Annotated in this window: 22 protein-coding genes; 2 read left to right on the top strand and 20 right to left on the bottom strand. The window is 60.2% G+C overall.

Annotated elements, in window-relative coordinates; translation table 11 throughout:
• Window positions 1–34 precede the first annotated feature (34 nt).
• From groL to glmS, 10 genes are all read right to left on the bottom strand, one after another.
• Window positions 35–1651 (bottom strand): chaperonin GroEL, encoded by a 1617-nt coding sequence (gene groL, locus HMPREF3158_RS06885; RefSeq protein ID WP_062035821.1) that lies wholly within the window; start codon window positions 1649–1651, stop codon window positions 35–37.
• Between the two features lie 6 nt (window positions 1652–1657).
• Window positions 1658–1957: a co-chaperone GroES gene (groES, locus tag HMPREF3158_RS06880; RefSeq protein ID WP_269465448.1), complete on the bottom strand. Its 300-nt coding sequence runs from the start codon at window positions 1955–1957 to the stop codon at window positions 1658–1660.
• A gap of 163 nt (window positions 1958–2120) precedes the next feature.
• Window positions 2121–2549, bottom strand: a complete 429-nt coding sequence (locus HMPREF3158_RS06875) for a hypothetical protein (RefSeq protein WP_070497814.1) — start codon at window positions 2547–2549, stop codon at window positions 2121–2123.
• Between the two features lie 105 nt (window positions 2550–2654).
• A complete protein-coding gene (gene tsaD / locus HMPREF3158_RS06870) occupies window positions 2655–3704 on the bottom strand; it encodes a tRNA (adenosine(37)-N6)-threonylcarbamoyltransferase complex transferase subunit TsaD (RefSeq protein WP_062035823.1) in 1050 nt (349 codons plus the stop codon).
• Window positions 3701–4171 (bottom strand): ribosomal protein S18-alanine N-acetyltransferase, encoded by a 471-nt coding sequence (gene rimI, locus HMPREF3158_RS06865; protein ID WP_062035824.1) that lies wholly within the window; start codon window positions 4169–4171, stop codon window positions 3701–3703. The genes tsaD and rimI overlap by 4 nt, the downstream gene beginning before the upstream one ends.
• Window positions 4168–4836, bottom strand: a complete 669-nt coding sequence (gene tsaB, locus HMPREF3158_RS06860) for a tRNA (adenosine(37)-N6)-threonylcarbamoyltransferase complex dimerization subunit type 1 TsaB (protein ID WP_070497812.1) — start codon at window positions 4834–4836, stop codon at window positions 4168–4170. The genes rimI and tsaB overlap by 4 nt, the downstream gene beginning before the upstream one ends.
• Window positions 4836–5303, bottom strand: a complete 468-nt coding sequence (locus HMPREF3158_RS06855) for a hypothetical protein (RefSeq protein WP_061920600.1) — start codon at window positions 5301–5303, stop codon at window positions 4836–4838. The genes tsaB and HMPREF3158_RS06855 overlap by 1 nt, the downstream gene beginning before the upstream one ends.
• A gap of 66 nt (window positions 5304–5369) precedes the next feature.
• On the bottom strand, window positions 5370–5834 hold the full coding sequence (gene tsaE / locus HMPREF3158_RS06850; protein WP_061920598.1) for a tRNA (adenosine(37)-N6)-threonylcarbamoyltransferase complex ATPase subunit type 1 TsaE: 465 nt from the start codon (window positions 5832–5834) through the stop codon (window positions 5370–5372).
• The gene (gene alr, locus HMPREF3158_RS06845) at window positions 5827–6921 is read right to left on the bottom strand and encodes an alanine racemase (RefSeq protein ID WP_070456042.1); all 1095 of its coding nucleotides are present in this window, start codon (window positions 6919–6921) and stop codon (window positions 5827–5829) included. The genes tsaE and alr overlap by 8 nt, the downstream gene beginning before the upstream one ends.
• 136 nt (window positions 6922–7057) lie before the next feature.
• Window positions 7058–8929 (bottom strand): glutamine--fructose-6-phosphate transaminase (isomerizing), encoded by a 1872-nt coding sequence (gene glmS, locus HMPREF3158_RS06840; protein ID WP_070497810.1) that lies wholly within the window; start codon window positions 8927–8929, stop codon window positions 7058–7060.
• A gap of 152 nt (window positions 8930–9081) precedes the next feature.
• Here glmS and HMPREF3158_RS06835 point away from each other — a divergent pair, with 152 nt between their 5' ends.
• Window positions 9082–9909: a dienelactone hydrolase family protein gene (locus HMPREF3158_RS06835; RefSeq protein WP_062039160.1), complete on the top strand. Its 828-nt coding sequence runs from the start codon at window positions 9082–9084 to the stop codon at window positions 9907–9909.
• 62 nt (window positions 9910–9971) lie between these two features.
• Here the strand turns inward: HMPREF3158_RS06835 and HMPREF3158_RS06830 are convergent, their stop codons facing one another.
• The 10 genes from HMPREF3158_RS06830 to eccCa all read right to left on the bottom strand — a co-directional run bounded on the left by HMPREF3158_RS06830 (window position 9972) and on the right by eccCa (window position 20764).
• Window positions 9972–10235: a hypothetical protein gene (locus HMPREF3158_RS06830; RefSeq protein ID WP_062035835.1), complete on the bottom strand. Its 264-nt coding sequence runs from the start codon at window positions 10233–10235 to the stop codon at window positions 9972–9974.
• Window positions 10235–11881 (bottom strand): hypothetical protein, encoded by a 1647-nt coding sequence (locus HMPREF3158_RS06825; RefSeq protein ID WP_070497808.1) that lies wholly within the window; start codon window positions 11879–11881, stop codon window positions 10235–10237. Before HMPREF3158_RS06825 ends, HMPREF3158_RS06830 begins: the two co-directional genes overlap by 1 nt.
• Window positions 11878–12201, bottom strand: a complete 324-nt coding sequence (locus tag HMPREF3158_RS06820; RefSeq protein WP_070497806.1) for a hypothetical protein — start codon at window positions 12199–12201, stop codon at window positions 11878–11880. The genes HMPREF3158_RS06825 and HMPREF3158_RS06820 overlap by 4 nt, the downstream gene beginning before the upstream one ends.
• Window positions 12202–12348: 147 nt before the next feature.
• Window positions 12349–13692 carry a phosphoglucosamine mutase gene (glmM, locus tag HMPREF3158_RS06815; RefSeq protein WP_070497804.1) on the bottom strand — a complete coding sequence of 448 codons (1344 nt, stop codon included), beginning with the start codon at window positions 13690–13692 and terminating at the stop codon, window positions 12349–12351.
• A gap of 126 nt (window positions 13693–13818) precedes the next feature.
• Window positions 13819–14361, bottom strand: coding sequence for a 30S ribosomal protein S9 (gene rpsI, locus HMPREF3158_RS06810; protein WP_061920585.1), 543 nt, complete (start codon window positions 14359–14361; stop codon window positions 13819–13821).
• On the bottom strand, window positions 14361–14804 hold the full coding sequence (gene rplM, locus HMPREF3158_RS06805; protein WP_034656527.1) for a 50S ribosomal protein L13: 444 nt from the start codon (window positions 14802–14804) through the stop codon (window positions 14361–14363). The genes rpsI and rplM overlap by 1 nt, the downstream gene beginning before the upstream one ends.
• A gap of 324 nt (window positions 14805–15128) precedes the next feature.
• A complete protein-coding gene (locus tag HMPREF3158_RS06800; protein ID WP_061920583.1) occupies window positions 15129–15416 on the bottom strand; it encodes a WXG100 family type VII secretion target in 288 nt (95 codons plus the stop codon).
• Between the two features lie 46 nt (window positions 15417–15462).
• Window positions 15463–15780: a WXG100 family type VII secretion target gene (locus HMPREF3158_RS06795; protein WP_061920581.1), complete on the bottom strand. Its 318-nt coding sequence runs from the start codon at window positions 15778–15780 to the stop codon at window positions 15463–15465.
• A gap of 119 nt (window positions 15781–15899) precedes the next feature.
• Window positions 15900–17030: a type VII secretion-associated protein gene (locus HMPREF3158_RS06790; protein ID WP_062035846.1), complete on the bottom strand. Its 1131-nt coding sequence runs from the start codon at window positions 17028–17030 to the stop codon at window positions 15900–15902.
• Window positions 17027–20764, bottom strand: coding sequence for a type VII secretion protein EccCa (gene eccCa, locus HMPREF3158_RS06785; protein ID WP_083291051.1), 3738 nt, complete (start codon window positions 20762–20764; stop codon window positions 17027–17029). The genes HMPREF3158_RS06790 and eccCa overlap by 4 nt, the downstream gene beginning before the upstream one ends.
• A 239-nt stretch (window positions 20765–21003) precedes the next feature.
• Here eccCa and eccD point away from each other — a divergent pair, with 239 nt between their 5' ends.
• A complete protein-coding gene (gene eccD, locus HMPREF3158_RS06780; protein WP_070497829.1) occupies window positions 21004–22407 on the top strand; it encodes a type VII secretion integral membrane protein EccD in 1404 nt (467 codons plus the stop codon).
• Window positions 22408–22409 lie beyond the last annotated feature (2 nt).

Here is a 22409-nt window from a genome sequence, read left to right as displayed (position 1 = left end):
ACGTGGGAGACCCGGGGTGATTCGCGGCTAAAAATTAGTGGTGATGGCCATGAGAAGCAGCGGGAGCTTCTTCCTCAGCTGGCTTTTCCACTACGGATGCCTCGGTGGTCAGAACCATGCGGGCAACAGAGGTGGCGTTAACCACTGCGGAGTGGGTGACCTTAACTGGGTCAATGATGCCCTGCTCCAGCAGGTTGCCGTACTCCAGGGTGGCGGCGTTGAAGCCGTGGCCGTTCTCGAGTTCGGAAACGTGGTCAACAATGACGGAGCCGTCCAGGCCAGCGTTCTGCGCAATCCAGTAAGCCGGGCGGGTCAGCGCGCGGGATACGGAGAGCACGCCGGTCTTGGCCTCGCCCTCGAACTCCTCGGCAAACTTTTCCAGTTCCTTGGAGATCTGCACGAGTGCGGAACCGCCGCCTGCGATGACGCCCTCATCGACGGCCGCGCGGGCAGCGTTGATGGCGTCCTCGACGCGCAGCTTGCGCTCGTTGACCTCGGTCTCGGTAGCAGCACCGACGCGGATGACGGCAACGCCGCCGGAGAGCTTCGCCAGACGCTCCTCGAGCTTCTCGCGATCCCAGGTGGAATCGGTGCGCTCGATTTCGCGGCGCAGCTGCTCGCGACGCTCTTCCACAGCGCTAGCTTCGCCAGCGCCGTCAACGATGACGGTGTCTTCCTTGGAAACCGTCACGCGGCGGGCAGAGCCCAGCACCTCGAGGCCAACCTCGTTCAAGTTGATGCCTACCTCAGGATCCACAACGGTGGCGCCGGTGACAACAGCCAGGTCATCCATGAAGCCCTTGCGGCGCTCGCCGAAGTACGGGGCCTTCACTGCGGCAACCTTGAGCACCTTGCGGATGGAGTTAACAACGAGTGCCTGCAGCGGCTCGCCTTCCACATCTTCCGCGATGATCAAGGTAGGACGCGACGACTCAGCAATCTTCTCCAGCAGCGGCAGGAAGTCCGGCAGAGAGGAGATCTTGTTGCGGACGAGGAGGATGGCTGCGTCGTCAAGCACTGCGTTGTAGGTCTCTTCTTCCGTAGCGAAGTACGGAGAAAGGTAGCCCTTGTCGAAGGAAATGCCCTCGGTTACGTCCACGGAGGACTCGATGGACTGGGACTCCTCGACGGTTACAACGCCGTCCTTGCCCACCTTGTCCATGGCGCCGGCGACCATCTCGCCGACCTCTGGGTCACGGGAGGAAACGGTTGCCACCTGCGCGATTTCCGACGCCGAGTTCACCGGCGTTGCACGCTTCATCAGCTCTTCAACGGTCTTTTCCGCCGCCGCAGCGATACCGCGGTTTAGCTCAACTGGGTTGGCACCAGCGGCAACGTTGCGCAGGCCCTCGAAGATAAGCGCCTGGGCGAGCAAAGTTGCGGTGGTGGTGCCGTCACCGGCGATGTCGTTGGTCTTCACGGCCACGGACTTCACCAGCTGTGCACCGAGGTTCTCAAAAGGCTCCTCGATGTCGATGTCACGGGCGATGGTCACGCCGTCGTTGGTGACGGTGGGGCCGCCGAAGGCCTTGGACAGCACAACGTTGCGGCCGCGGGGACCGAGGGTGACCTTGACTGCGTCAGCAAGCGTGTCAACGCCGCGCTGGATGCCCTCGCGAGCTTCCTGGTCAAATGCAATCAGCTTTGACATGAAGGCCTACTTCTCGATGACTGCGAGCAGGTCACGTGCGGACAGCAGGAGGTACTCCTGGCCGTCGTACTTCAGCTCGGTGCCGCCGTACTTGGAGAAGATTACGGTGTCGCCCTCGTTGACTCCGACCGGAACGACCTCGCCCTTGTCATTGGTGCGGCCTGGGCCGACGGCGATGACGGTAGCCTCCTGCGGCTTTTCCTTAGCGGAGTCTGGGATAACCAGGCCGGAAGCGGTGGTGGTTTCTGCTTCTACGATCTGGACGAGAACCTTGTCCTCAAGTGGCTTGATGTTTGCCATGGTGATTCCTCCGAAATTTGAATCAGTTAGTTGTATGTGCCGGTTGTGGATGTCCAGCACAGCCGTCGTCGCGGGTGAACAACTGTGGGTCAAACAACCTTCCTAGCACTCTACCCTTGCGACTGCTAACCCTCAACAAACTCCGGAGGCGCGGCGAAGCCTATAAAACTTAGACGGACTTTTCAGAATTGATGACTGCCGCGCGCCAGAGGCCATATTCTTCTGGGTAGTCTTCGCGGTAATTGCGAACGGCACGAATACCGTGCTCGACTGCCTCGATGACCTCGCCGAAGTTCTCAGACTCACCTTCTGCTTCGACGAAGATGACCGGACCGCTAATAGCGCGGATTGGGTCCTGCAGGAATGCCGAGTTACCGGTATCGGCAGCATTGCGCGCCAGGGAGGCAACCGGATTCGGCTCCGCGCCCTCAGCCTTGGCATTGGGGTTAAAAAGCGCGGCATAGGTGGAACCGTCGTCTTGGAACACGACGGCGACGCGGTCTTCGGTGGTGCCGCCCAAGAACTGGTTGGCGTGCTCAAGATCGAATTCGATCTTGCGGCGGGTCAGATCTGAATTAACGAGAAAACCGATGGTCATGACGGGGTAAGGCTCCTTCAATAGCCAGTAGGGCAATATCGTTTCCGCACATTACCGCCGCCTTAACCACCCCGCATCCGGAGGAAAGCAAACTTTTGGTGAACGTTAGTTTGCGCTAACGAGCGGGACTTCCACTTCGAGCTGGGTATCGGTGCCGCAGGCCAGGCCGGAAGGCTCCGCCCCTTCATGAATGAGCTGCGCCGCTACGGCCGCAATCATCACGCCGTTGTCGGTGCACAGCTTAAAACGCGGCACCCGCAGTTCGATGCCCGCCGATTCGCAACGCTTGGCCGCCAGCTGCCGCAGGCGCGAATTCGCAGCCACGCCACCGCCCAGCAGCAGCACCTTGGCGCCGGTGTCCTGGCAGGCCCGCACGGCCTTCGCGGTCAGCACATCCGCCACGGCCTCCTGGAAGGAAGCGCAAATATCCTCGATGGATACGACGCGTCCTTCCTTCTCCGCCTTTTCCACGTACCGCGCCACGGAGGTCTTCAAACCGGAGAAAGAAAAGTCATGGCGATGCACGCCGCGCAGATCCTCCGCACGCGAAAGGCCCCGCGGAAAGTCGATGTTGGCCTCGCCTTGCGCCGCCAGCTTGTCGATGACCGGCCCTCCCGGATAGCCCAGACCCAAAAGGCGGGAGACTTTGTCGTAGGCTTCGCCGGCGGCGTCGTCAAGCGTGCTGCCCAATTCCTTCATGGGCTTTCCCACCGCCTGGGCCTCAAGCAGCTGGGTGTGGCCGCCGGAGACCAACAGAGCCACTGCGTGCGGCAGCTGTTCACCTTCGAGGTTGGCCACAGCTACGTGCCCGCCCAAGTGATTGACGCCGTAGAAAGGCACGCCCCAGGCAGCCGCATAGGCCTTCGCCGCGGAAGCGCCCACCAGCAAGGCACCCGCCAGGCCCGGCCCCACCGTCGCGGCAACGGCATCCGGCTTGGAAATCCCCGCCTCCTCCAGTGCTGCGCGCATCACCTGCGGCATAGCCTCCAGGTGGGCACGCGAGGCGATCTCCGGAACCACGCCGCCGAAGCGAGCGTGCTGCTGCATCGACGAGGCAACGCTGTCAGCCAGGATTTCCATATGGCCATCCGCGTCCAGCTCGATGATTCCTACACCGGTTTCGTCGCAGGAAGACTCGATTCCGAGGATTTTCACTTCGCGGTCCTTTCGCTTTTACGCGGGCGGAACATGGTGTGCGCGTCCGCGCCTGAAGGTTGATAGTAATTGCGGCGGATGCCGGTCTTTATAAAACCGTAGGCTTCGTACATGGAAATGGCGGGATCGTTGCCCACACGAACCTCGAGAAAAACCGGGGCATCTTTCAGGTCAGCGATGTAGACGATGTTATCCATCATCATCCTGCCCGCCCCACGGCGCTGCATCGCGGGATCGACGCCGATGGTATGAATTTCGAATTCCGGGTCGGTGACAGGTCCCATCATGCCGATGCCGGCATAACCAACCAATACATCCTCGTCTTCCACCCCTAGATAAAAGGTGTGGCCGTGTGCGATTTCCTGCACGAAAGCCTCCGCCGGCCACGGCCCTTCCCCTGCAAAAAGCACTTTCTCCAGCTCCGCGCAGCGCTGCGCATCGGCGGCGGTTAGTTCGCGCAGCTTCACAGATTTAGCCCGGAAATGTCGGGAAGGGCGGCTGAGCGCGGCTTCGGCTTCGGCGGCACGGCGTCTGGACGACGCAGGTACAGCGGGGTCAACGGAGCAGGCGTCGCGGAAAGGTCGGCGACGGCAACCAAACCGGCCGGGCGGGGATTCGCCACCACGTGCGGCAGCGCCTGCAGGGCCTCGGGCAGCTTTCCAACCAGGTTACCTGGGATAACTACCGCTTCCACCTCCACGGCTATCTCGCCCGGCTTGACGACGCCCGGGCCTTCCACCCGCACGCCTTCTGCATAGGTCGCCCAGTAGATTTCCTTACGCCGTGCATCGGTTGCCACGAGGATGCGCCTATCCGCGCCGTGTTCGGCAGCGATGGCGTCGTGGGAGCAGACGCCGTGGACCGGGATACCGAGGGCGTCGCCAAGCGCGGATGCGGTGGCCATACCTACGCGCAAACCCGTAAACGGGCCCGGGCCACACCCCACGACAATTGCGTCCAAATCGGCAAAGCCCATTCCCTTTTCCTCCAGCAGGCGCTGGATGGTGGGAATCAACTGCTCGTTATGCGCGCGGGTATCGGTGATAATCCGCTCGCTGACCGCACCGGATTCGGTATCTACTACACCGGTAACCAGGTCAGTCGTTGCGGTATCAATGCTTAAAACCAGCATTAGGCGCCCAGCTTCCAGGTATCGCCTTCCTTGATAAATGGCAGCAGAGACTGGGTGGCAGCAGGCTGCAACGGCTGGCCCGTCGGGCACAGGTCGATCTTTTCGCGGTTGAGCTTCTCTGCGTAGAACTCATTGTTGCCGCCGATGGCAACGAAGTAGTTGGTGTCCGCGTCGACGTCTTCATCAATGCCCAAGGCTTGCGGGTCGATGCCGTACATCTTCTTGATCTCATCCAACTTGGTGCCAGCGCAGATGGTGGTCATGCCCTGCCAGTTACGGCCCAGAACCTCGCTCGGAGCGACGGCGCTGACAGTCAAGTTGGTCTTATCGAGGGAGTCGACAGCGCTTTCTAGGGTGCGCTCCACGGGTGGCTGCTCACGCATGCTCGACAGCGCAATCATCGCGCCCAGGGCGATGATGAACAATCCGATGAGGAATGTGGTGATGAATTGACCGACCTTGGTCATATTGAAAGCGCTCCTTGCACGTCATATGGGGGGTTAGTTGACCCCGCTTATCCTACAAGAAGGCAGTTAACCTACCCAGTTCCAGGTAAACACGCGAGTATCGTCTGCGGCCTCACGGTTGATGTTGATCAGCAAAAAGGCCTCCGCGAGCTGGTCCATGAAGCCGCCGCCCCACTCGGCGACGACGACGGCGTCGTCAAGCTCGGTGTCCAAATCCAGCGCGTCGAGCTCGCCTAGGGGATCGTCGGAGTGGTCCAGCAGGCGGTAAGCATCGACGTGGACGAGCGACGGGCCGCCGACGGTCGAGCGATGCTCGCGGGCGATGACGAAAGTCGGCGAGGTGACGCGGCCTTTGACCTGCATGCCTTCGGCAATGCCTTGGGTGAAGGTGGTCTTGCCTGCGCCTAGCGGGCCGTCGAGGATGACGAGGTCGCCAGCCTCAAGCGCCGCCCCCAGTTCCTTTCCCAGCTCGCGGGCGGCTTCGGCAGTAGCTACCTGCTTTTGGCCCTGCTGCGGAAACTGGCTACGCATGCCCGATTCCTCCCTCAAAGTGGCGGGCAGTGCGGCCAGTGGGACGGCAGATGATTTCGTAATTGATGGTTCCGGTGGCCTCCGCCAGATCCGTCGCGCTCAGGCCGCCTTCGCCGAAGATAATGGCTTCGTCGCCTTGCTCGACGCCGTACTCGTTCTCACCCAAGTCCACGACAATCTGGTCCATGCACACGCGGCCCACCTGTGGGTAAAGCTTGCCGCCGATGCCGACCTTAAGCCTGCCCTGAAAGTTGCGCGGCAAACCGTCGGCGTATCCGCACGGAATCGTGGCCAAAAATCCCGGCTTCTCGGCCTTCCACGTGAGGTTGTAGCAGGTGCCCTCGCCTGGCTGAATCGGCTTGACGTTGACGACGCTCGCCGCCCAAGTCATCGCCGGCTTCAAGCCGTGCTCGAGGCCGGGGATCGGCTCCAGGCCATAACAAGCCAAGCCCGGACGGACCATCTCGAAATGGGAGGAAGGTCGGTCCAAAACAGCCGGGGAATTGGCCAAGTGATTTACTGGGCATTCCAGGCCTGCAGCCCGGGCCAGCTCCAGCGCGCGGCGAAAGTTAGCTTCCTGCTCGTCGTTGAAGGGATTATCTGGCTCATCCGCGCACGCAAAATGCGACATGAGGCCTAGAACCTCGACCTGCGGGGCGTCGCGAAGCAATGCGAAAGTAGCATCCCAGTTCGCTTCCTCCACGCCGGAGCGATGCAGACCGGTTTCAACCTTGATATAAACCTGCGCCGGAATCTCCGATTCCACCAAGCGGCGCGCGTGTACCAAGGAGGGCACTGCAATGTGGATGCGGCATGCCAAAGCCTCCGCGATTTCCTGCGTGGAGTCCCAAATCCACGCCGCAATCGGCTGATCGATTCCGCTGCGCCGCAGCTCAATGGCCTCTTTGAAAGTCGCCACACCGAAAGCATCCGCACCCGCACGCGCCATCACTGGCGCGACTTCTTTAACGCCGTGGCCATAGGCATCCGCCTTCACCACGCACATGAGCTGCGCGGGAGCCACCTTTTTCTTTAACAAAGAAACATTGTGGGCGATGGCGTCAAGGTCGATTCTGGTACGAAGCATGGGTCTATTGTGCCACTGCACTGGTGCGCAGGACTAACGCAGCAGCACGCGGCGCGGATTTCTCGTGCGGTTAAAACGCAAAATCCGGAAGCACCCACCATAAGGCGAGGGGTACTTCCGGATTTAAAGCGAGCTTTTACTCGACGGTGACGGACTTAGCCAAGTTACGCGGCTGGTCGACGTCGTAGCCCTTTGCGGTGGCAACGCCACAGGCGAAGATCTGCAGCGGAACCGTGGCCAACAGCGGCTGCATCAGCGTCGGGGACTGTGGAATGCGGATGACGTGGTTAGCATATGCCTCCACAGCATCGTCGCCTTCTTCAGCAATAACGATGGTGATTGCGCCACGGGCACGGATTTCCTGGATGTTGGATACGACCTTGGAGTGCAGGGAATCGCGGCCACGCGGGGAAGGAACGATGACGAAGACCGGCTGGCCCTCCTCAATGAGCGCGATTGGGCCGTGCTTGAGCTCGCCGGCAGCGAAGCCCTCGGCGTGCAGATATGCGATCTCCTTCAGCTTCAGCGCGCCCTCAAGCGCAACTGGGAAGCCAACGTGGCGGCCCAAGAAGAGAACGGACTCGGCGTTTTGCATGGAGTTAGCAAGATCGGTGACCTGCTTCTCGTTGTCGATGACTGCTTGGACCTTCTCCGGCATATCGCGCAGCTCCTGCAGAACCGCGTTTACTTCGTCGGCGAACATGTTGCCGCGCAGCTGCGCCAGGTACAGGCCGAGGAGGTAGGTCGCGGTGATCTGCGCCAAGAAGGCCTTGGTGGAAGCAACGGCGATCTCCGGGCCGGCGTGGGTGTACAGCGCAGCGTCGGCCTCGCGAGGGATGGAAGAGCCCTGGGTGTTGCAGATAGCGATCACCTTGGCACCCTGCTGACGGGCGTGGCGCACCGCCATCAAGGTATCCATGGTCTCGCCGGACTGGGACAAAGCGACGACCAAGGTCTTCTCGTTGACGATCGGATCGCGGTAGCGGAACTCGTGCGCCAGCTCGACCTCGGTTGGGATACGGCACCAGTGCTCGATTGCGTAACGCGCAACGTGACCTGCATAAGCAGCGGTACCGCAGGCGATGACGATGATCTTATCGATGGACTTCAAAACCGTCTCATCGATGTGAACCTCGTCCAGGGTCAGCTTGCCTTGGCCGTCAAAGCGGCCGAGCAGGGTGTCACGTACAGCAGCTGGTTGGTCGTGGATTTCCTTTTCCATGAAGGAGTTGAAGCCGCCCTTTTCTGCGGCAGCTGCGTCCCACATGATTTCGAATGGCTTGCCCTGTGCAGCGTTGCCTTCGTAGTCGGTGATGGAAACTTCGTCAGCAGTGATGGTAACGACCTGGTCATTTTCCATCTCGACGGCGGACTTGGTGTAGTCGATGAAGCCGGAGACGTCGGAGCCCAAGAAGTTCTCGCCCTCACCCAGGCCAATGACCAGCGGGGAATCGCGGCGGGCGGCAACAATGCGGTCAGCCTGCTCGGAGTGGATTGCCAGAAGGGTAAAAGCACCTTCCAGGCGCTTGCCGGTCAGCTGCATCGCCTTGGTGAGGTCACCCGCAGCTTCATTGTGGAAAATATCGCCCAGCAGGGTGGCAGCAACTTCGGTGTCGGTCTCGGAAACGAAGTTATAGCCCTTGGAGGTCAGCTCGGTCTTCAGCTCAGCAAAGTTCTCGATGATGCCGTTGTGAACAACTGCCAGCTTGCCGCCGTCAACTACATGCGGGTGGGCGTTCAGATCGGTTGGGCCGCCGTGAGTTGCCCAACGGGTATGTCCGATGCCCAGGACAGAGTCCTGCAAAGGGCGGGAAGCGATCTCTGCTTCGAGGGCAGCAACCTTGCCGGCCTTTTTGCGCCAGTTAATTTCGCCATCGACGTACATTGCGACGCCGGCAGAGTCATAGCCTCGGTACTCAAGACGGCGAAGGCCTTCCAGCACAACGTCCAGGGCATAGTATTCACGGCCACTGGATGCGTGACCTACGTATCCAACAATTCCACACATAAGCCTCGATCCTACCTCATAGGAATTGGAACCTCTTCACTGCAAAGTTAAAGCTTTTCTTTCGCCGCCAACCGCGAAAGAAAACCCTCATTCTGAGCCATCAATATGGCTTATCCCCCGCCACCGTGCTTTCTTCCTCTATTCTGGAATACGTGTCTGCGAATCTAAAGAAGCATCTAGGAACTCTGTCCAAGCGCGGCCCCCACCGCGTCCTCGTCGGCGATCTTTCTTATGCCGGCATCAACAGCAAGGTTTATACCCCAGCTGAGGGCAAGGGCCTGCCAGCTGTGGCCTTCGCCCACGATTGGACGAAGAAGGTTAAGAATTACCACGCTACCCTGCGCCATTTGGCTAGCTGGGGCATCGTGGTGGTTGCCCCTGATACGGAGACGGGTATTAACCCGAGCCACCGCAATTTCGCTGCGGACGTCGAATCTGCACTGCAAATTGCAGCTGGCGTCAAGCTGGGCACGGGCAACATCGCGGTATCGCCTTCCAAGCTCGGCATCGTCGGCCACGGCATGGGCGGCGGCGTCGCCGCGCTGGCAGCGGTTGATAACCCAAAGGTTCGCGCCGTAGCGGCGCTGTACCCGGCAGATACTGCGCCTTCGTCTTATGCAGCGGCTAAGTCCATCACGGCTCCGGGCCTGATTATCGGTTCCGAGCGCGAGGATCTTTTCCGCGCCGGCAACCCTGCGCAGCTGGCTGACAACTGGGGCGGCGAGGTGGCTTACCGCGAGCTGGCCAAGGGCACCCAGGCTGGTTTCACTGAGGATCGCCTCTTCAAACTGGCCGTCGGTTCCGGTGCGTTCCAGTCAGGCCCGACTGAAACCGCACGCGCTTTGGTCACCGGCTTCCTGCTGTCGACGCTTGCGGGTGAGTCCAAGTACGACGATTTCGCCGAAGCTGATGCAAGCGCTAAGGGCGTGAAGAGTATTTTTGGTGAAGAACTGCGCAAGAAGGCCGGTATTCACCGCTAATATTCGCAGTCACTGCACCGCCTAGCCAGTCCGCACAACGCGGGCTGGCTTTTTATTTACCGCTATTGGTTGCGCCGCAGCACAGATTTGATTTGCCCGCTTCCGCGGCGCTTGCCGTGGGTTAGGAAGGCGGAGTGCTGGCGCGACTCGCTTGCCGACGCCGCCTGCCGCGTGTTCATCTTCGCCCTCGCCGTTGCTTTTTCAGCGGACTTTTCGAGTTGGTCTTGGGCTTGAGCCATTGCCTTTTCGAATTCGAGGAGGCGGGCGGCAGTCCGCTCCCTAAAGCCACGCGCAAATTCCGCGAATTCATCATTTACTGCTGCCATTACCACTGCCCTGCCTTCCGTGCGTGAACTGTTTTATCTTCTGGTGCTGGTGCTGGATCCGGCGCCGGTGGTGCTGGTGCTTGCGTAGCCTCAGGCGCCGGACCTGACTCAGGTGCTGGAGCCGGCTCTGACGGTGGCGGCGGCGCTGGTGCGCCCGCTGCCTGCATGTGCGCAACCTTCTCCGGCGGCGGTGTAGGCTCTTCTACTTCCGCAAGCTCTGGCGGAGGTGGAATGACGCCATCCTGCGGCGGCTCAGGCGCCGGTGGTTCTGGCGCTGGCGGCGGACATGGTTCCGGCGCTGGCGGTTCAGGTGCCGGCGGTTCAGGCGCTGGCGGCGGTTCCGGGCATGGTTCTTCAGGAATCGGCATATTCTCAAGGCACTCAGCTGCAGCGGCAGCCAGCAATCCCACGCCGATGATGGCAATGCCGACGCCCAATGCGCCGAGGCAACCACAGCACGACTGCTCCGGTGCGCATTGCTCGGATACCTGTGTGGTTTCCTGCTCACACTCGACTATCTCTTGCTCGCACTCAGCTGTCTCCTGCTTAGTTTCGGCGTCTTGCTGTACTTCGGTGTCCTGCTGGACTGTAACCTGCCGCGGCTGTTCCTCCGGACACGGCGCCTGTGCAGGTTGGATTGGCTCGGGCTCCACAGGCGCCTGCGCTGGCTGCGTACAAGGCTGCTCAACAGGAGCTGCAGGAGGCGGGCAAACCGGCGACTGCGGCGGCGGTGTCGCAACCGGTGGCGCTACAGATGGAACTGTAGGCGGCGCAGTAGGCGGCACGGGAGACGGTGCAGGATTCGGTGCAGGATTCGGTGGAGCTGGCGGTACGCCAGCGGGAGTCGTGCAGATAGGTGCTGCCTTCGTAGGTGGTGCAGTTGCCTCGCATGCTTCGGCCGGCGGTGTTTGGGCAGGCTGCGTGGTATCGGCAGGCGGCTGGCCGGTGACGGTGGGCGGGGCGGATGGACAGGGGGCGTCGGCAAGCGGTGGCTCACAACCGCGCGCGGGCTCGGGCGGAGTCTTAGGGAGCTCGCGCTCGCAGACCTTGGAACAGCACTCCTCGAACTTGTCGTAGCACTGCTCGATTGCGGAATCCCGGTCGCGACAGGTGGTCATCACCATGTCATTGGTTTGCTCGATGACGTTGGCGCCGATAGACGAAATAATCGGGACGATGAAACGGCCAAGTGGGTGCTTGGAGGCGATCATCGTCAAGATGTTGAGCAACGGCACCACCGCGGAAAACAGCTCCGTCAAAGAGGTGTCCGAAACGCCGACGATGTCCTCGATGGCATTGGAACACTGCTGCGCCTTACCGGTTAGCTCATCGGCCTCGTCGCGCTCTTGCTCAAAGTCCTTCTGTACTCCACCGAGATGATCCATCAGGGCATTTCCCGCGATGCTCAGCACCGTTCCCACGAGGAAGCCTTTCAGCCCACCGCCACCGCGGGCAGGCCGGCGCCCGCCCATCGCGGCGGAAGTACCGCGCACCAGTTCCTGTGGTTTGATGCCGTCGACTGAACCAATCATGCTGCCCAGCAAATCTAGTGGCGTGCTGGGGCCGGCATAGCTGCCCTGGCTGGCGGCCTGGAATTGGGAGACGGCCTGCGAATAATCCCCTAACAAAGACTTCGTGGTGCTCATCGGACCCCACCGCCAAAGGAGGGCTCCACGTGGGTAAGGCTTGCCGCGTTGGCCTCGTCCAAGGCAGAAAATTCCTTAATCTGGGCGCGGGCAGCCTCCGCGGTGGCGGTGATGTTATCCAAGCGCCAAACGCCGCGCGAGTGCAGCTTTTCCAAAATCGCCTGTATGCGGGCGCCTTGCCCCGCAAAGTCGCGGCCTGCCGCGGACGGGGAAAAAGCCGGAATATCCGCCATGTGGGCGCTGCGCTGGGCTTGGTTTTCCTCAATCACGCGGTTTAAGCGCTGGGATACATCTTGCTCGTCGAAAAATACGTCAGTCACTGTGGGCACTCCTTGGCCTGCCAAGATTTATTCTTGCCCTTATTGGACTGTCCACAACCGCCTTCGGTTCCCCACTAATTGCAAAAGCCAGCCCGCCACGGCAAATTCACCGCACGGACTGGCTTTTAAATTATGCGCAAGGGCTGCTTATACAGCTGCAACGACAGCTGCAAGGCGTCCTGCTACCTTGCGTGCCTGCTCCTCTTCAGCGGCTTCGACCATCACGCGGAAAAGCTCCTCCGTGCCGGAAGGACGCAGCAGAACGCGGCCGGTGCTGCCGAGCTCAGACTCGGCCTCAGCGATTGCGTCCTGAACTTCCGGGGAAGCCATGATGCTGGACTTATCGGAAACCGGGACGTTGATAAGCACCTGCGGCAACACGGTCATCACGGACGCCAGCTCTTTGAGAGACTTACCGGACTTAGCCATGCGAGCCATGATGGACAAGCCGGTTAGCGTGCCGTCACCAGTAGTGCAGTCATCAGGCAGCACCAGGTGACCAGACTGCTCACCACCGAGCGAGTAATTGCCGCGGTTGAGTTCTTCCAAGACGTAGCGGTCACCGACGGCGGTCTCCTTGACCTCAATGCCCTGCTCCTGCATGGCCAGCTTCAGTCCGAGGTTGGACATCACCGTTGCAACGAGAGTGTTAAAACGCAGGTCATTGTCTTCCTTCATGCCCACTGCCAGAAGGGCCATGATTTGGTCACCGTCGACGACGTTTCCCTCAGCGTCGACAGCCAGGCAGCGGTCAGCGTCGCCGTCGTGTGCCAGGCCGAGGTCAGCGCCATGCTCGACGACGGCCGCCTGGGCCTTGTCGATGTGAGTAGAACCGCAATCCTCGTTGATGTTGAAAGCGTTCGGCTTGTTGTGGATGGCAATGACCTCAGCACCCGCGTCCGCGTACGCCTTCGGTGCGACCTTGGAGGCGGCACCGTTTGCGGTATCCACAACGACCTTGATGCCGCTGAGGTCGGTAGTAACGACCTCCGCTAGGTGCTTCAGGTAGCGCTCGCGGCCGTCCGGCGCCTCGGAGATGATGCGGCCCAGCTTGGTGCCCGTTGGACCATGTTCGGTCAGCGTCTCCATGGCGGCCTGGATCTGATCCTCGACGTCGTCAGGCAGCTTCTTGCCGCCCGCGGAGAAGAACTTAATTCCATTGTCCGGCATCGGGTTATGGGATGCGGAAATCATCACGCCCAGGTCTGCCCCATAATCATCAGTCAGGAAGGCAATAGCTGGGGTGGGCAAAACGCCCACCCGCACGACGTCGACGCCACGAGAGGCCAGACCAGCAGCGATGGCAGCATCCAGCATCTCGCCGGAAACGCGGGGATCGCGGCCGATGATGGCCAAGGGCCGCCGCTCGTAGGACTCACGGTTGGCGGTAAGCACTTCCGCCGCTGCTTGTCCCAGCTGCAGAGCCAAGATTGGGGTGAGCTTCGAGTTCGCAAGACCGCGAACACCGTCGGTTCCAAAAAGTCGAGTCATGGATCCAATTATGCACGTTGACCCCACCACCGCACAGCATGAGGTAAGCCTTGCGGAGTGCGAAAACGGCAAAAGCCGCTGCCTCCCAAAGGGAAGCAACGGCTTGAGCTGTACGTAAGCGAAAAATTAACGCTTGGAGTACTGCGGGGCACGACGTGCCTTGTGCAGACCAGCCTTCTTACGCTCGACGGCACGTGCGTCACGGGTGAGCAGGCCAGCCTTCTTGAGGGCAGCGCGGTCAGCCGGGTTGTAGACGTTGAGTGCACGAGCGATAGCCAGACGCAGAGCGCCTGCCTGGCCGGTCGGGCCGCCACCTGCAACGGTGACCTTGATGTCGAACTGGCCTTCGCGCTCAAGCAGGGTCAGCGGCAGGAGGATGTCCTGCTGGTGCAGCTTGTTCGGGAAGTAGTTCTCGAAGGAACGACCGTTAACGGTGATTTCGCCGGAACCAGCAACGAGGCGAACACGAGCGACGGCGCGCTTACGGCGACCGACGGTCTGGATCGGGCCCTCGTGGATCGGAGCAGCGGCCTCAGCCTCTGCCTCGGTGGAAGTAGCGATGGAATCACCGATGGTGTTGGTGAACTCCTCGGTCGCAGTGGTTGCTGCAGCGATGTCGGCAGCGTCGGCTACGTTGTTGTCAGCGTTTGCGATGTTCTGCTCGGTCATTACTGTGCCACCTGCTTAAACTCGAAGGTCTCCGGCTTTTGACCGGCGTAAGGGTGCTCCTCACCAACGAAGACGTGCAGCTTCTTGATGGAGGCGTCGGAAAGCTTGTTGTGCGGCATCATGCCCTTAACAGCTTCTTCGATAACGCGAACCGGGTTGGTGTCCAGGGACTGACCAAGAGTCATGGACTTCAGGCCGCCCGGGTAACCGGAGTGACGGTAGCGCATCTCGCGCTCGCGCTTGTTGGAGGAAACGTGGATCTTGTCCGCGTTCAGGATGATGATGTGGTCGCCGCAATCAACGTTCGGTGCGAACTGTGGCTTGTGCTTACCGCGCAGCATGTCTGCAACGGTGGAAGCAAGCTTGCCCAGGACCACATCGGTAGCGTCGATGACGTACCACTTGCGGGTGATGTCACCGCTCTTCGGGTGGAAAGTAGACAAAATGACTCCTTGAAAGTCTGTCTGAGGACTGCCGGCCAACGCTATGAATGTCCAAACGCTTTGCTACAGCGGCCGGTGGGGACCTGCAGAAAACGCGCGCTATAAACAGCGCGAACACATAGGGCTATAACCCTACTCGGGCGCAGCTTAAAACCCAAAACGCCGCTAAAACGCCAAAAGTCCCCTGCCCCACTAAAGGCTGTTGCCAAAAGTAGTGCAAGGAGCTTTTTTACAACACGCAGCTGGTTGCGTTCGCCTTCTGAAAACCCTGCTCTAACGGTGAAATTCTGGGCCCGGCTGCGCGCTTGTCCGCGTGAAAACTTTTTACCCCCAGCTTGCAGCTGCGCGGCGGTTGACGTCGCTCATTGCGTCGTTGCCCTGCGAGACAGTCTTCGAGATGGTGGCCAGCACGGTGTTGAGCTCCGCCGCTGCCTTATCCCACTTAGCCTGTGCTTCGTTATATGCAGCAGCCGACTCGCCTTCCCACGTAGCAACCATCGGCTGCAGGGTGGATTTCAGGTCACCGAGCAGACCGTTGATGCGGCCGGAGGTGGAGTTGATATCAGCGGCAGCGCCGGCGATGGCACCAAATTCGTACTTGATGGCAGACATGCTTTCTTCCTTTTCTTCTTTTCCAGTATTTACCAATGATGTGTGTTTAAAGCGCGAGGCCCGCGCCGCCGACGTTGCTGAATGCCTGCGCGTTGGTGGCCTCGACGTCATCGAAGTGACGTGCGTTGTCACGGATATTGTCAGAAATCGAGGTCAGTGCCTCGCGCAGCTGCTGCGCCGAGGTGTTGTAGCGCTGCATCAGGTTGTCGAAGGAGACCTGCGCACGGCCGTCCCAGTTAGCTCGTACAGAATCCACTACGCCCTGGAGACGAGTCAGTTCCCCCTGCACTTCATCGTTGGTGGTGTCCACGCGGCCAGCGGTGGCCACCATTACATCGGCTTCAGTCTTGAACAGCTGAGTCATTTCTTGCCCCTCCCTTTGGGCTCAAGTGGTGTGTATTTCCCCCGAAAAAGCCGAGTGCGGCTTTCTCATCTTTATTGGACTGTCCTTTTCCGCAAGCGGTTCCCACAGCGCCAAACTTTTTAGATCTTTTTCACCAGCGATTCCACGGCCATGCGGCAGGCAGCCTTTTGCACCACGTTGGCCTCGTACCTTGTATGACAACCCACGGAGAGCTGGTGGTCCTTGTCAGCCCACGTCATCCACGCGATCTTGGAACCGTCTCCGGGGTCTTCTTTGTAAGAAAGCCGACCTGCTTCTTCGTGCGCCTCGCCCAGGGCGGGATCGGCCTCGATTTCGGCATGGAGTTCCTTCAAGAGCATGTCGGCTGGCACTGCATAGAGGGGATCGGCTGCAAGCAGAATTCGCAGGTTGGGGTCTTCACCAGTTGCCGTAACGACCCCGTCCTTGATCTCCGTTTGAAATCCAAGGGGCAAGACCACGTGCATGCCCTCAACATCGAGTTCTTTTTGGCCCGGCGCGAGTTCCGGCTGTGCCCCATCTTCCGTGTTAGCGCTGATGCTTTCTTTTGCAGGAGCGCTTGGCGATGCCTCCTCTTCCGAAGGCACCGCCTCCGCCGCTGGCGCAGTCTCGGTACTTCGCCCCACTGCCCACCATGAAAGAACAGCGACAATGAGCACGATTGCCGCGATGGAGGCGTAGAAGGGATCGAACCAGCCCGGCAGCGCCGCCTTGCTCGCAATGCCGTCCTTTTTAACGCGTAGTTTTTCCGGCTTAAGGCTGGTGTTATCACCGGATTCTTCGCCGTTATTTGTTCGCAACATTTGTGCCGGTTGTCCGGCTGAAAATTCAGCGTTTTCTACCGCTTCATTTTCTAGTGGCCCACTCTCTAGCGGGCTGGGTTGCGAAGCAGGCCTCACAAAGTCTTCTTCCTCACTGGGAGCTACGGATACTCCGGTTACAGCGAGCTGGCGACGCAGAATTTCTGCCGCTTCGAAAGATACGGCGGTACCGGAAATATCAACGATCACCTCGGCGTTAACCTGCGGCCATTGCGGGCCGCAGATTTTCGTGCATTGTTCCACGACGGCGTTTAACGCCCAGCCTTCGACGATGCCCGTGCCTGGCAGATCATAACGGTAGACGGTTTCAGGGCCTTCAAAGATGGTGGCAGCATCCAAAATGGTAACGACGAGAGTTTCGGTTTCTGTCCAACCAGTAGCGGGATTGTCGCCGGTCAGGATGGAATTCATGAGTCATTCTCCTGGTTTGGTTCGGTGTAGAGAGATTGGGCAATGCCGATAAGCGCCCCGCGGACGGACCATTGGCCCCGGCCAGCTGGTTGGACCGCTGGCTTAAGTCCGAAGATGGTGCCCTCCTCGCGATCGGAATCGAGAAGGAATACCGCCGGCTGCAGGTCACGTACTGCAGAGAGGAATTGGCTGAACAAGGCGCGCGAGATTCCGCCAGACTTGCGGCTGATGATGAGGTGGAGGCCAATGTCCCGGGCATGCGGAAGCAGCTCAAGGAGCGGCGCCAAAGTGATCTCGCTTATGAGATCAAGGTCCTCAATGACTAGATAGAGCTCCGGCCCCTCCCACCACGAGCGGGCCGCCAACTCGGACGGGGTCACTTCCGCGCCGGGCATTCGGGCTTCCAGGGTGCGTACGGTATCGCTGATGACTTGTTGGCAGGCGGCGGTGTTTGCCGCGTAGGCCGCGACCATCTCAGGGTTGAACTCCCCCAGGTGGGCGCGGCGCTGGTCCAAAACAACCAAGCGGGCTTCCTCACGCGGGAATGCCTCGATTCCACGAACCAGGGTGCGCAGGAAGGTAGATTTTCCGGAGCCTTGAGAGCCCACGCAGACAACATGCGCAGTCGTGTCTGGGTTCCAATAGAGCGGCTCGAGATCCGGTCCACCAATTCCCCATGGGATACCAGCTTCTGCATCTTGAGCGGGTACCTCATCAAGCCTATCCGGCAGCATCTTCAGAGCCGGGGCTGGAAGTGAGTCCGCATGCAGGCGCCCGACGTGAGCGATGTCCTGATTGGCAGTTACCGCAATGAGCATGTTCTCGCCTTCCCCAGTAAGGCCCCGACCCGGTGCGCTCGGCAGTTTTTGTTGGGCTTTTCGGTCGATGAGCGAGTCCATCGCCTCGCCGAGGCGCAGCTCCAATCGTTGAGAAATAAGGTCACGCACGTTTGGCCGCAGGCTGGTCCAACGGTTCGTGCTTACCGCCACATGGATATTGGCTGAGGCACCATCGGCAACGATGCCGGTAATAGCTTCAGATAAATCCTCGTATTCCGCACCAGCCGTACCAATGTGGTGCCAGCCGTCGATGACCAGAAAAGTATGGGTCTCACTTGGACACCGAATATGCCCTGCTACTTCATCCACGATGCGGCGGACCTTTTCGGGTTCTGCACGTCCAGCCACACCGGCGACATGCGGGAGACGCTCCAACGGAGCCAAGTCCCCGCCTCCTAAATCGATGACGTAGAAACGCACCTGCGTAGGCAGGTTCAGCACCGCCAAGGTGCTCACTAGACTGCGCAACGCCATGGATTTACCCGATTGCGGCCCGCCGCAAATGGCTAGATGGCCGCCTTTTTCTGCGAGGTTTACGAGGAGGCGATCCTGGCGCTGGTGATATGGCCTATCGATGATGCCGAGCGCCGCTTCCAGGTTCGGCGGTCCTGCTTGTTCTGCCAATTGCTCGCGGGTATTGCCCACCACCTTGGAAAGCTCCACTACATCAGGCAGCGGCGGCAACCAGATGCGATGTGCTTTCTGCTGACGGCGTTGTGCCTCGCTGGCGGCGGCGGAGACCACAGCGTCGAGAAGCGTTTGCGTATCGTCCACCACCGTCTGCGTATCAGGTTGTGCAGGCTTTGCATCCGCATCCGTATTTTCAGGCCAGCCATTGAAAAAGCTGACTCGCCCGCGCGCGACATGCGCAGCTGCCTCGCCTTCCCCGGAGGAATCGGCAGCCACGGGAATTTGGCGTTCAACCGGCCCCGATACATACGTGGCTTGGAAGCTCACTGGGGCATCGGCATCCGTCTTGAGATAGCCCGCGCCCGGCTGGGCTGGCAGATGATAAGCATCCGTGACACCAAGTACCTGACGGGATTCGGCTGCGGAGAAAGTTTTCAAACCAATGCGATAAGAAAGGTGCGAATCCAACCCGCGCAATCGTCCTTCTTCCAGGCGCTGCGATGCCAAAAGCAGGTGCACATGCAAAGACCTACCCAACCTGCCCACCGCGACGAAAAGCTCCGCGAAATCAGGATGCTGCCCCAATAACTCCGAGAACTCGTCGACCACGATGACTAGCGCCGGCAACGGACCGAATTGTCCAACCGCAGACGCCGAAGCATTGAAGGCATCGACGTTGGCGAAGTTACCCGCCGCACGCAGCAGCTCCTGGCGGCGATTCATCTCGCCGGAGATAGCATCGTGCATGCGCTCTACCAGCGTGGATTCATCCTCCAGGTTGGTAATCACCGCCGAGGTGTGCGGTAGCGAATCACAGCCCAAAAAGGTGGCGCCACCCTTGAAATCCACGAGCACCAGGTTCAACTCGGCCGGTGTATGTGTGGCCGCCAAAGACGTCACGAGTGTTCGAAGGAGCTCGCTCTTTCCGCTGCCGGTGGCGCCGATACATAGCCCGTGTGGGCCCATTCCGCCCTGGGCGGATTCTTTCAAATCGAGAAAGACCGGCTGCCCAGCCTCGTCCAAACCAATCGGCACTTTCAGCCGCTGCTCCCCGGCGCGGCCATGCCACATCCCGCTGGCAGCAAGCTCATCCACATCACGCACCCCGACCAGATCCAGAAGGTCATTTTTGTGCTTGCGAGTCCTAATCCCGCGATAAGAATCTGGCCTGCGAAAGCGCGCTAAGTTTCGGGCAAGCAATAAAGCATCGGGTGCCGAAACCATGTCCGGCACACCGAGAACTTCCTCCCCGGCGGCGGTTACTACCTGTAGCTTTTCATCGGCCACCAAGAAGATGCCGTCTTCTTCGGCCCTTTGACCAAGCGGCGTAAAGCGTTGCACTCCTACACAGATATAGGCCGTTATTTCCTCTTCTGCCCAAAGGTCCTCATGCGGTGGGATTGCGGTGGCGTCGACAAGCACGATACGAAAGCGCGCCTTTTTCGGCGCGCGTGCATGGGGCAACCACTTCACCCATTCCCACTGCCCACCGGCCTGCGGATAAACCTCAATTCCCAGCGTTTCCGGGCCATGCGCCACTGCCAAATGCGCCACCATAGCGCGCGCTACCCCAGCGGCATTTTCCCCGCTAAGCCCCAGGTAATTGAAAGCCTGAATCTGTATGACCACCGGCATCTGCGCCAAGGTGCGCAAAGCATTGACCGTATGGCGCACGCTGACCGCACAGACTGGGTCAAGGTCTTCCGTAGCTCCTGAGTCCGGCACGTTGATAGGCACACACAGCGACATCGGGCCAGTTCCCACCCGCACCTCCAATGCATCCGGGGCATCGGCATTTCGCTCCCACATCCGGTAGCTTCCCACCAACGCCGCGACCTGAGCCGGCGCCGGGTTGCGATGTTCCTCATGCGCGCGCTGCGCGGCAGAGACCTCAAGAACCTTCTCCCGCAGCGCTTTCAAATGCCGCAAGTAAGTCCGCCGCGTCTCATCCGGATCCTGGGAGCCACCCTGCGGATTTATCATCATGAACACAGAGGCCAGCATCATGAGCGGGAACATCAAGCTCATCGGGCTAATGCGGCGGCTAGGCCCTGCTCCCAACACCATGAGCGCGACCATGCCCAGCATCGCAGCCACCATGACAATCGGCATGAGCAGCCTAATCAGCGGCACAGGCTGCGGGCGTACGGCCTCCGGAACTGGCTCTGCATCAATGCCTGCCTGCGGAAGCGGCGGAGCCGGCTCGCGAAGTGCGCTGTCTAAAGGTTCGACAATTTTCTCGCGCGAAAGCCCAAGAATGGACATAATTCCCCCCAAAAAATCCCTCCGATTTTTGTGCCGCGCCCACCCGCTTTTCCTGCTTATCTAAACCACGAGGCAGCACCCCCAGCTACCTTCGTGGCTAAACACGCAGACACCAAAATGCTGACTGCGGTGGACACGTTGCCACTAGTAAGCCACAATGTGTGCCTATAGGCAAGGGGGAGAAGGCAAAAGCCAATGATTTTGGCGCCTTCAGGATTCTCGGGGGAGGATTTTTGCACATGAAACATGCGCCAAGCATTGCGCCCACACAATCTGTGCGGCTTACGGTTCGTTTCAACATCGGTGAATTCCGCAAAGAGGCTGACGTTTGTTTGCCCTTAAACGTCAGTATCGGGGAGGCATTGGGCGAGCTTTTGCTGCTTGCCGACGCCCCTATTTTCACCGTCCCGCTCCAAGCCAGCACCGCTGGTGGAAAGACCATTGCGCTCAGCACGGCTCTGGAGCGCACGCCACTGCACGATGGCAGTCTGCTTCTCATCGAGCAAGTCACTGACAAGCCTGCGCCCATCGTGCGCGATGCGGCAGAAGCACTTGCACACGATGCCGCCGATGCTAAACCCGCGCGCACTGCCACGCTGTGGGCAAGTTGTGGTTTGCTCGGCGCCAGCTGCATCATCGCGGCGCTCGCGGGTCTCGCAGCGGCGGCAGCGGCGTGTGCCCTTGGCGCATTCGCCCTCGCGCTATGGACGCGTTCGACGCTTATAACGAGCCTTTTCATCCTTGCTGCTAGCGCAGCGGGCTGGCTGTTTGTTGCGCCCGCGCAAGATGAAATGCCGTGGGGAATATGGGCCGCCTGCGCCGGCGCACTTCTTGCTTTATGTGCCTGCCATATGGCGCGACTCGGCGGAACCCGACTGGCCATGTTGACCATCTCCGCCGCGATACTTTTCGCAGTTGGCGCGGCCGGCAGCTATCTACCCGGCGCGCAGTCCGCCGGACTCGCTGGTCCCACAGCCCCCGAGGTTGTACCTGCTGCCGGTGCTGCCTGTTTGTTGCTGGCCATGGTCTTTGTCTTGGCGAACGCCGCCTCACTGTCTACTCACCTAGCCGGGCTCAAGGTCCCGCAACTTCCCACCGCTGGGCAAAGCCTCAACGTCTCCGACTCGGTACAAAGCGACGTCGATGCGCGGGCACAGCGCGCCGGGCTTGCATATGAGGGCATCTGCATCGGCGCAGCCATCGCCGGCATTCCCAGCCTCATGGTTGTAGCAGGAATGCCGTTGAGCCGTTCGGACGCCGTAGCCGCATTATTCGCACAGCTTTTATGCCTGGCCTTAGCCGGTGCCACGGTATTGCATTCCGTGCGGCACGCCCGGGTGGTCTCCAGTTGGGCGCTTTCCACGTGTGCGCTGGCGGCCGGTACCGCCGCTGTGGTGCTTGTGGGACGGGGTTGGCAAGAGCTTGCTCATCCAGCTCCGTGGAGCCTGTGGGTGATGAGCGTGCTTGGGTTCATCATTGTGGCGGCGATGGCCTCTACCCCGCTGTGGTCGCACAAGATTGCAGCGGCTGAGCCCACCACGATTGCCTGGTACGAACGCGCCGAAACCATCGCGGTGGCCGCGTGCTTGCCGCTCGCCGCGCATGTGGCAGGCCTGTTCTTCCTCATCCGCGGACTGGGATAGGC

Origin of the sequence: Corynebacterium sp. HMSC06G04 (assembly GCF_001807365.1) — a bacterium.
In the GTDB taxonomy this organism is placed as follows: Bacteria; Actinomycetota; Actinomycetes; order Mycobacteriales; family Mycobacteriaceae; genus Corynebacterium; species Corynebacterium simulans.
This window is presented reverse-complemented; position numbering and strand designations above follow the sequence as displayed.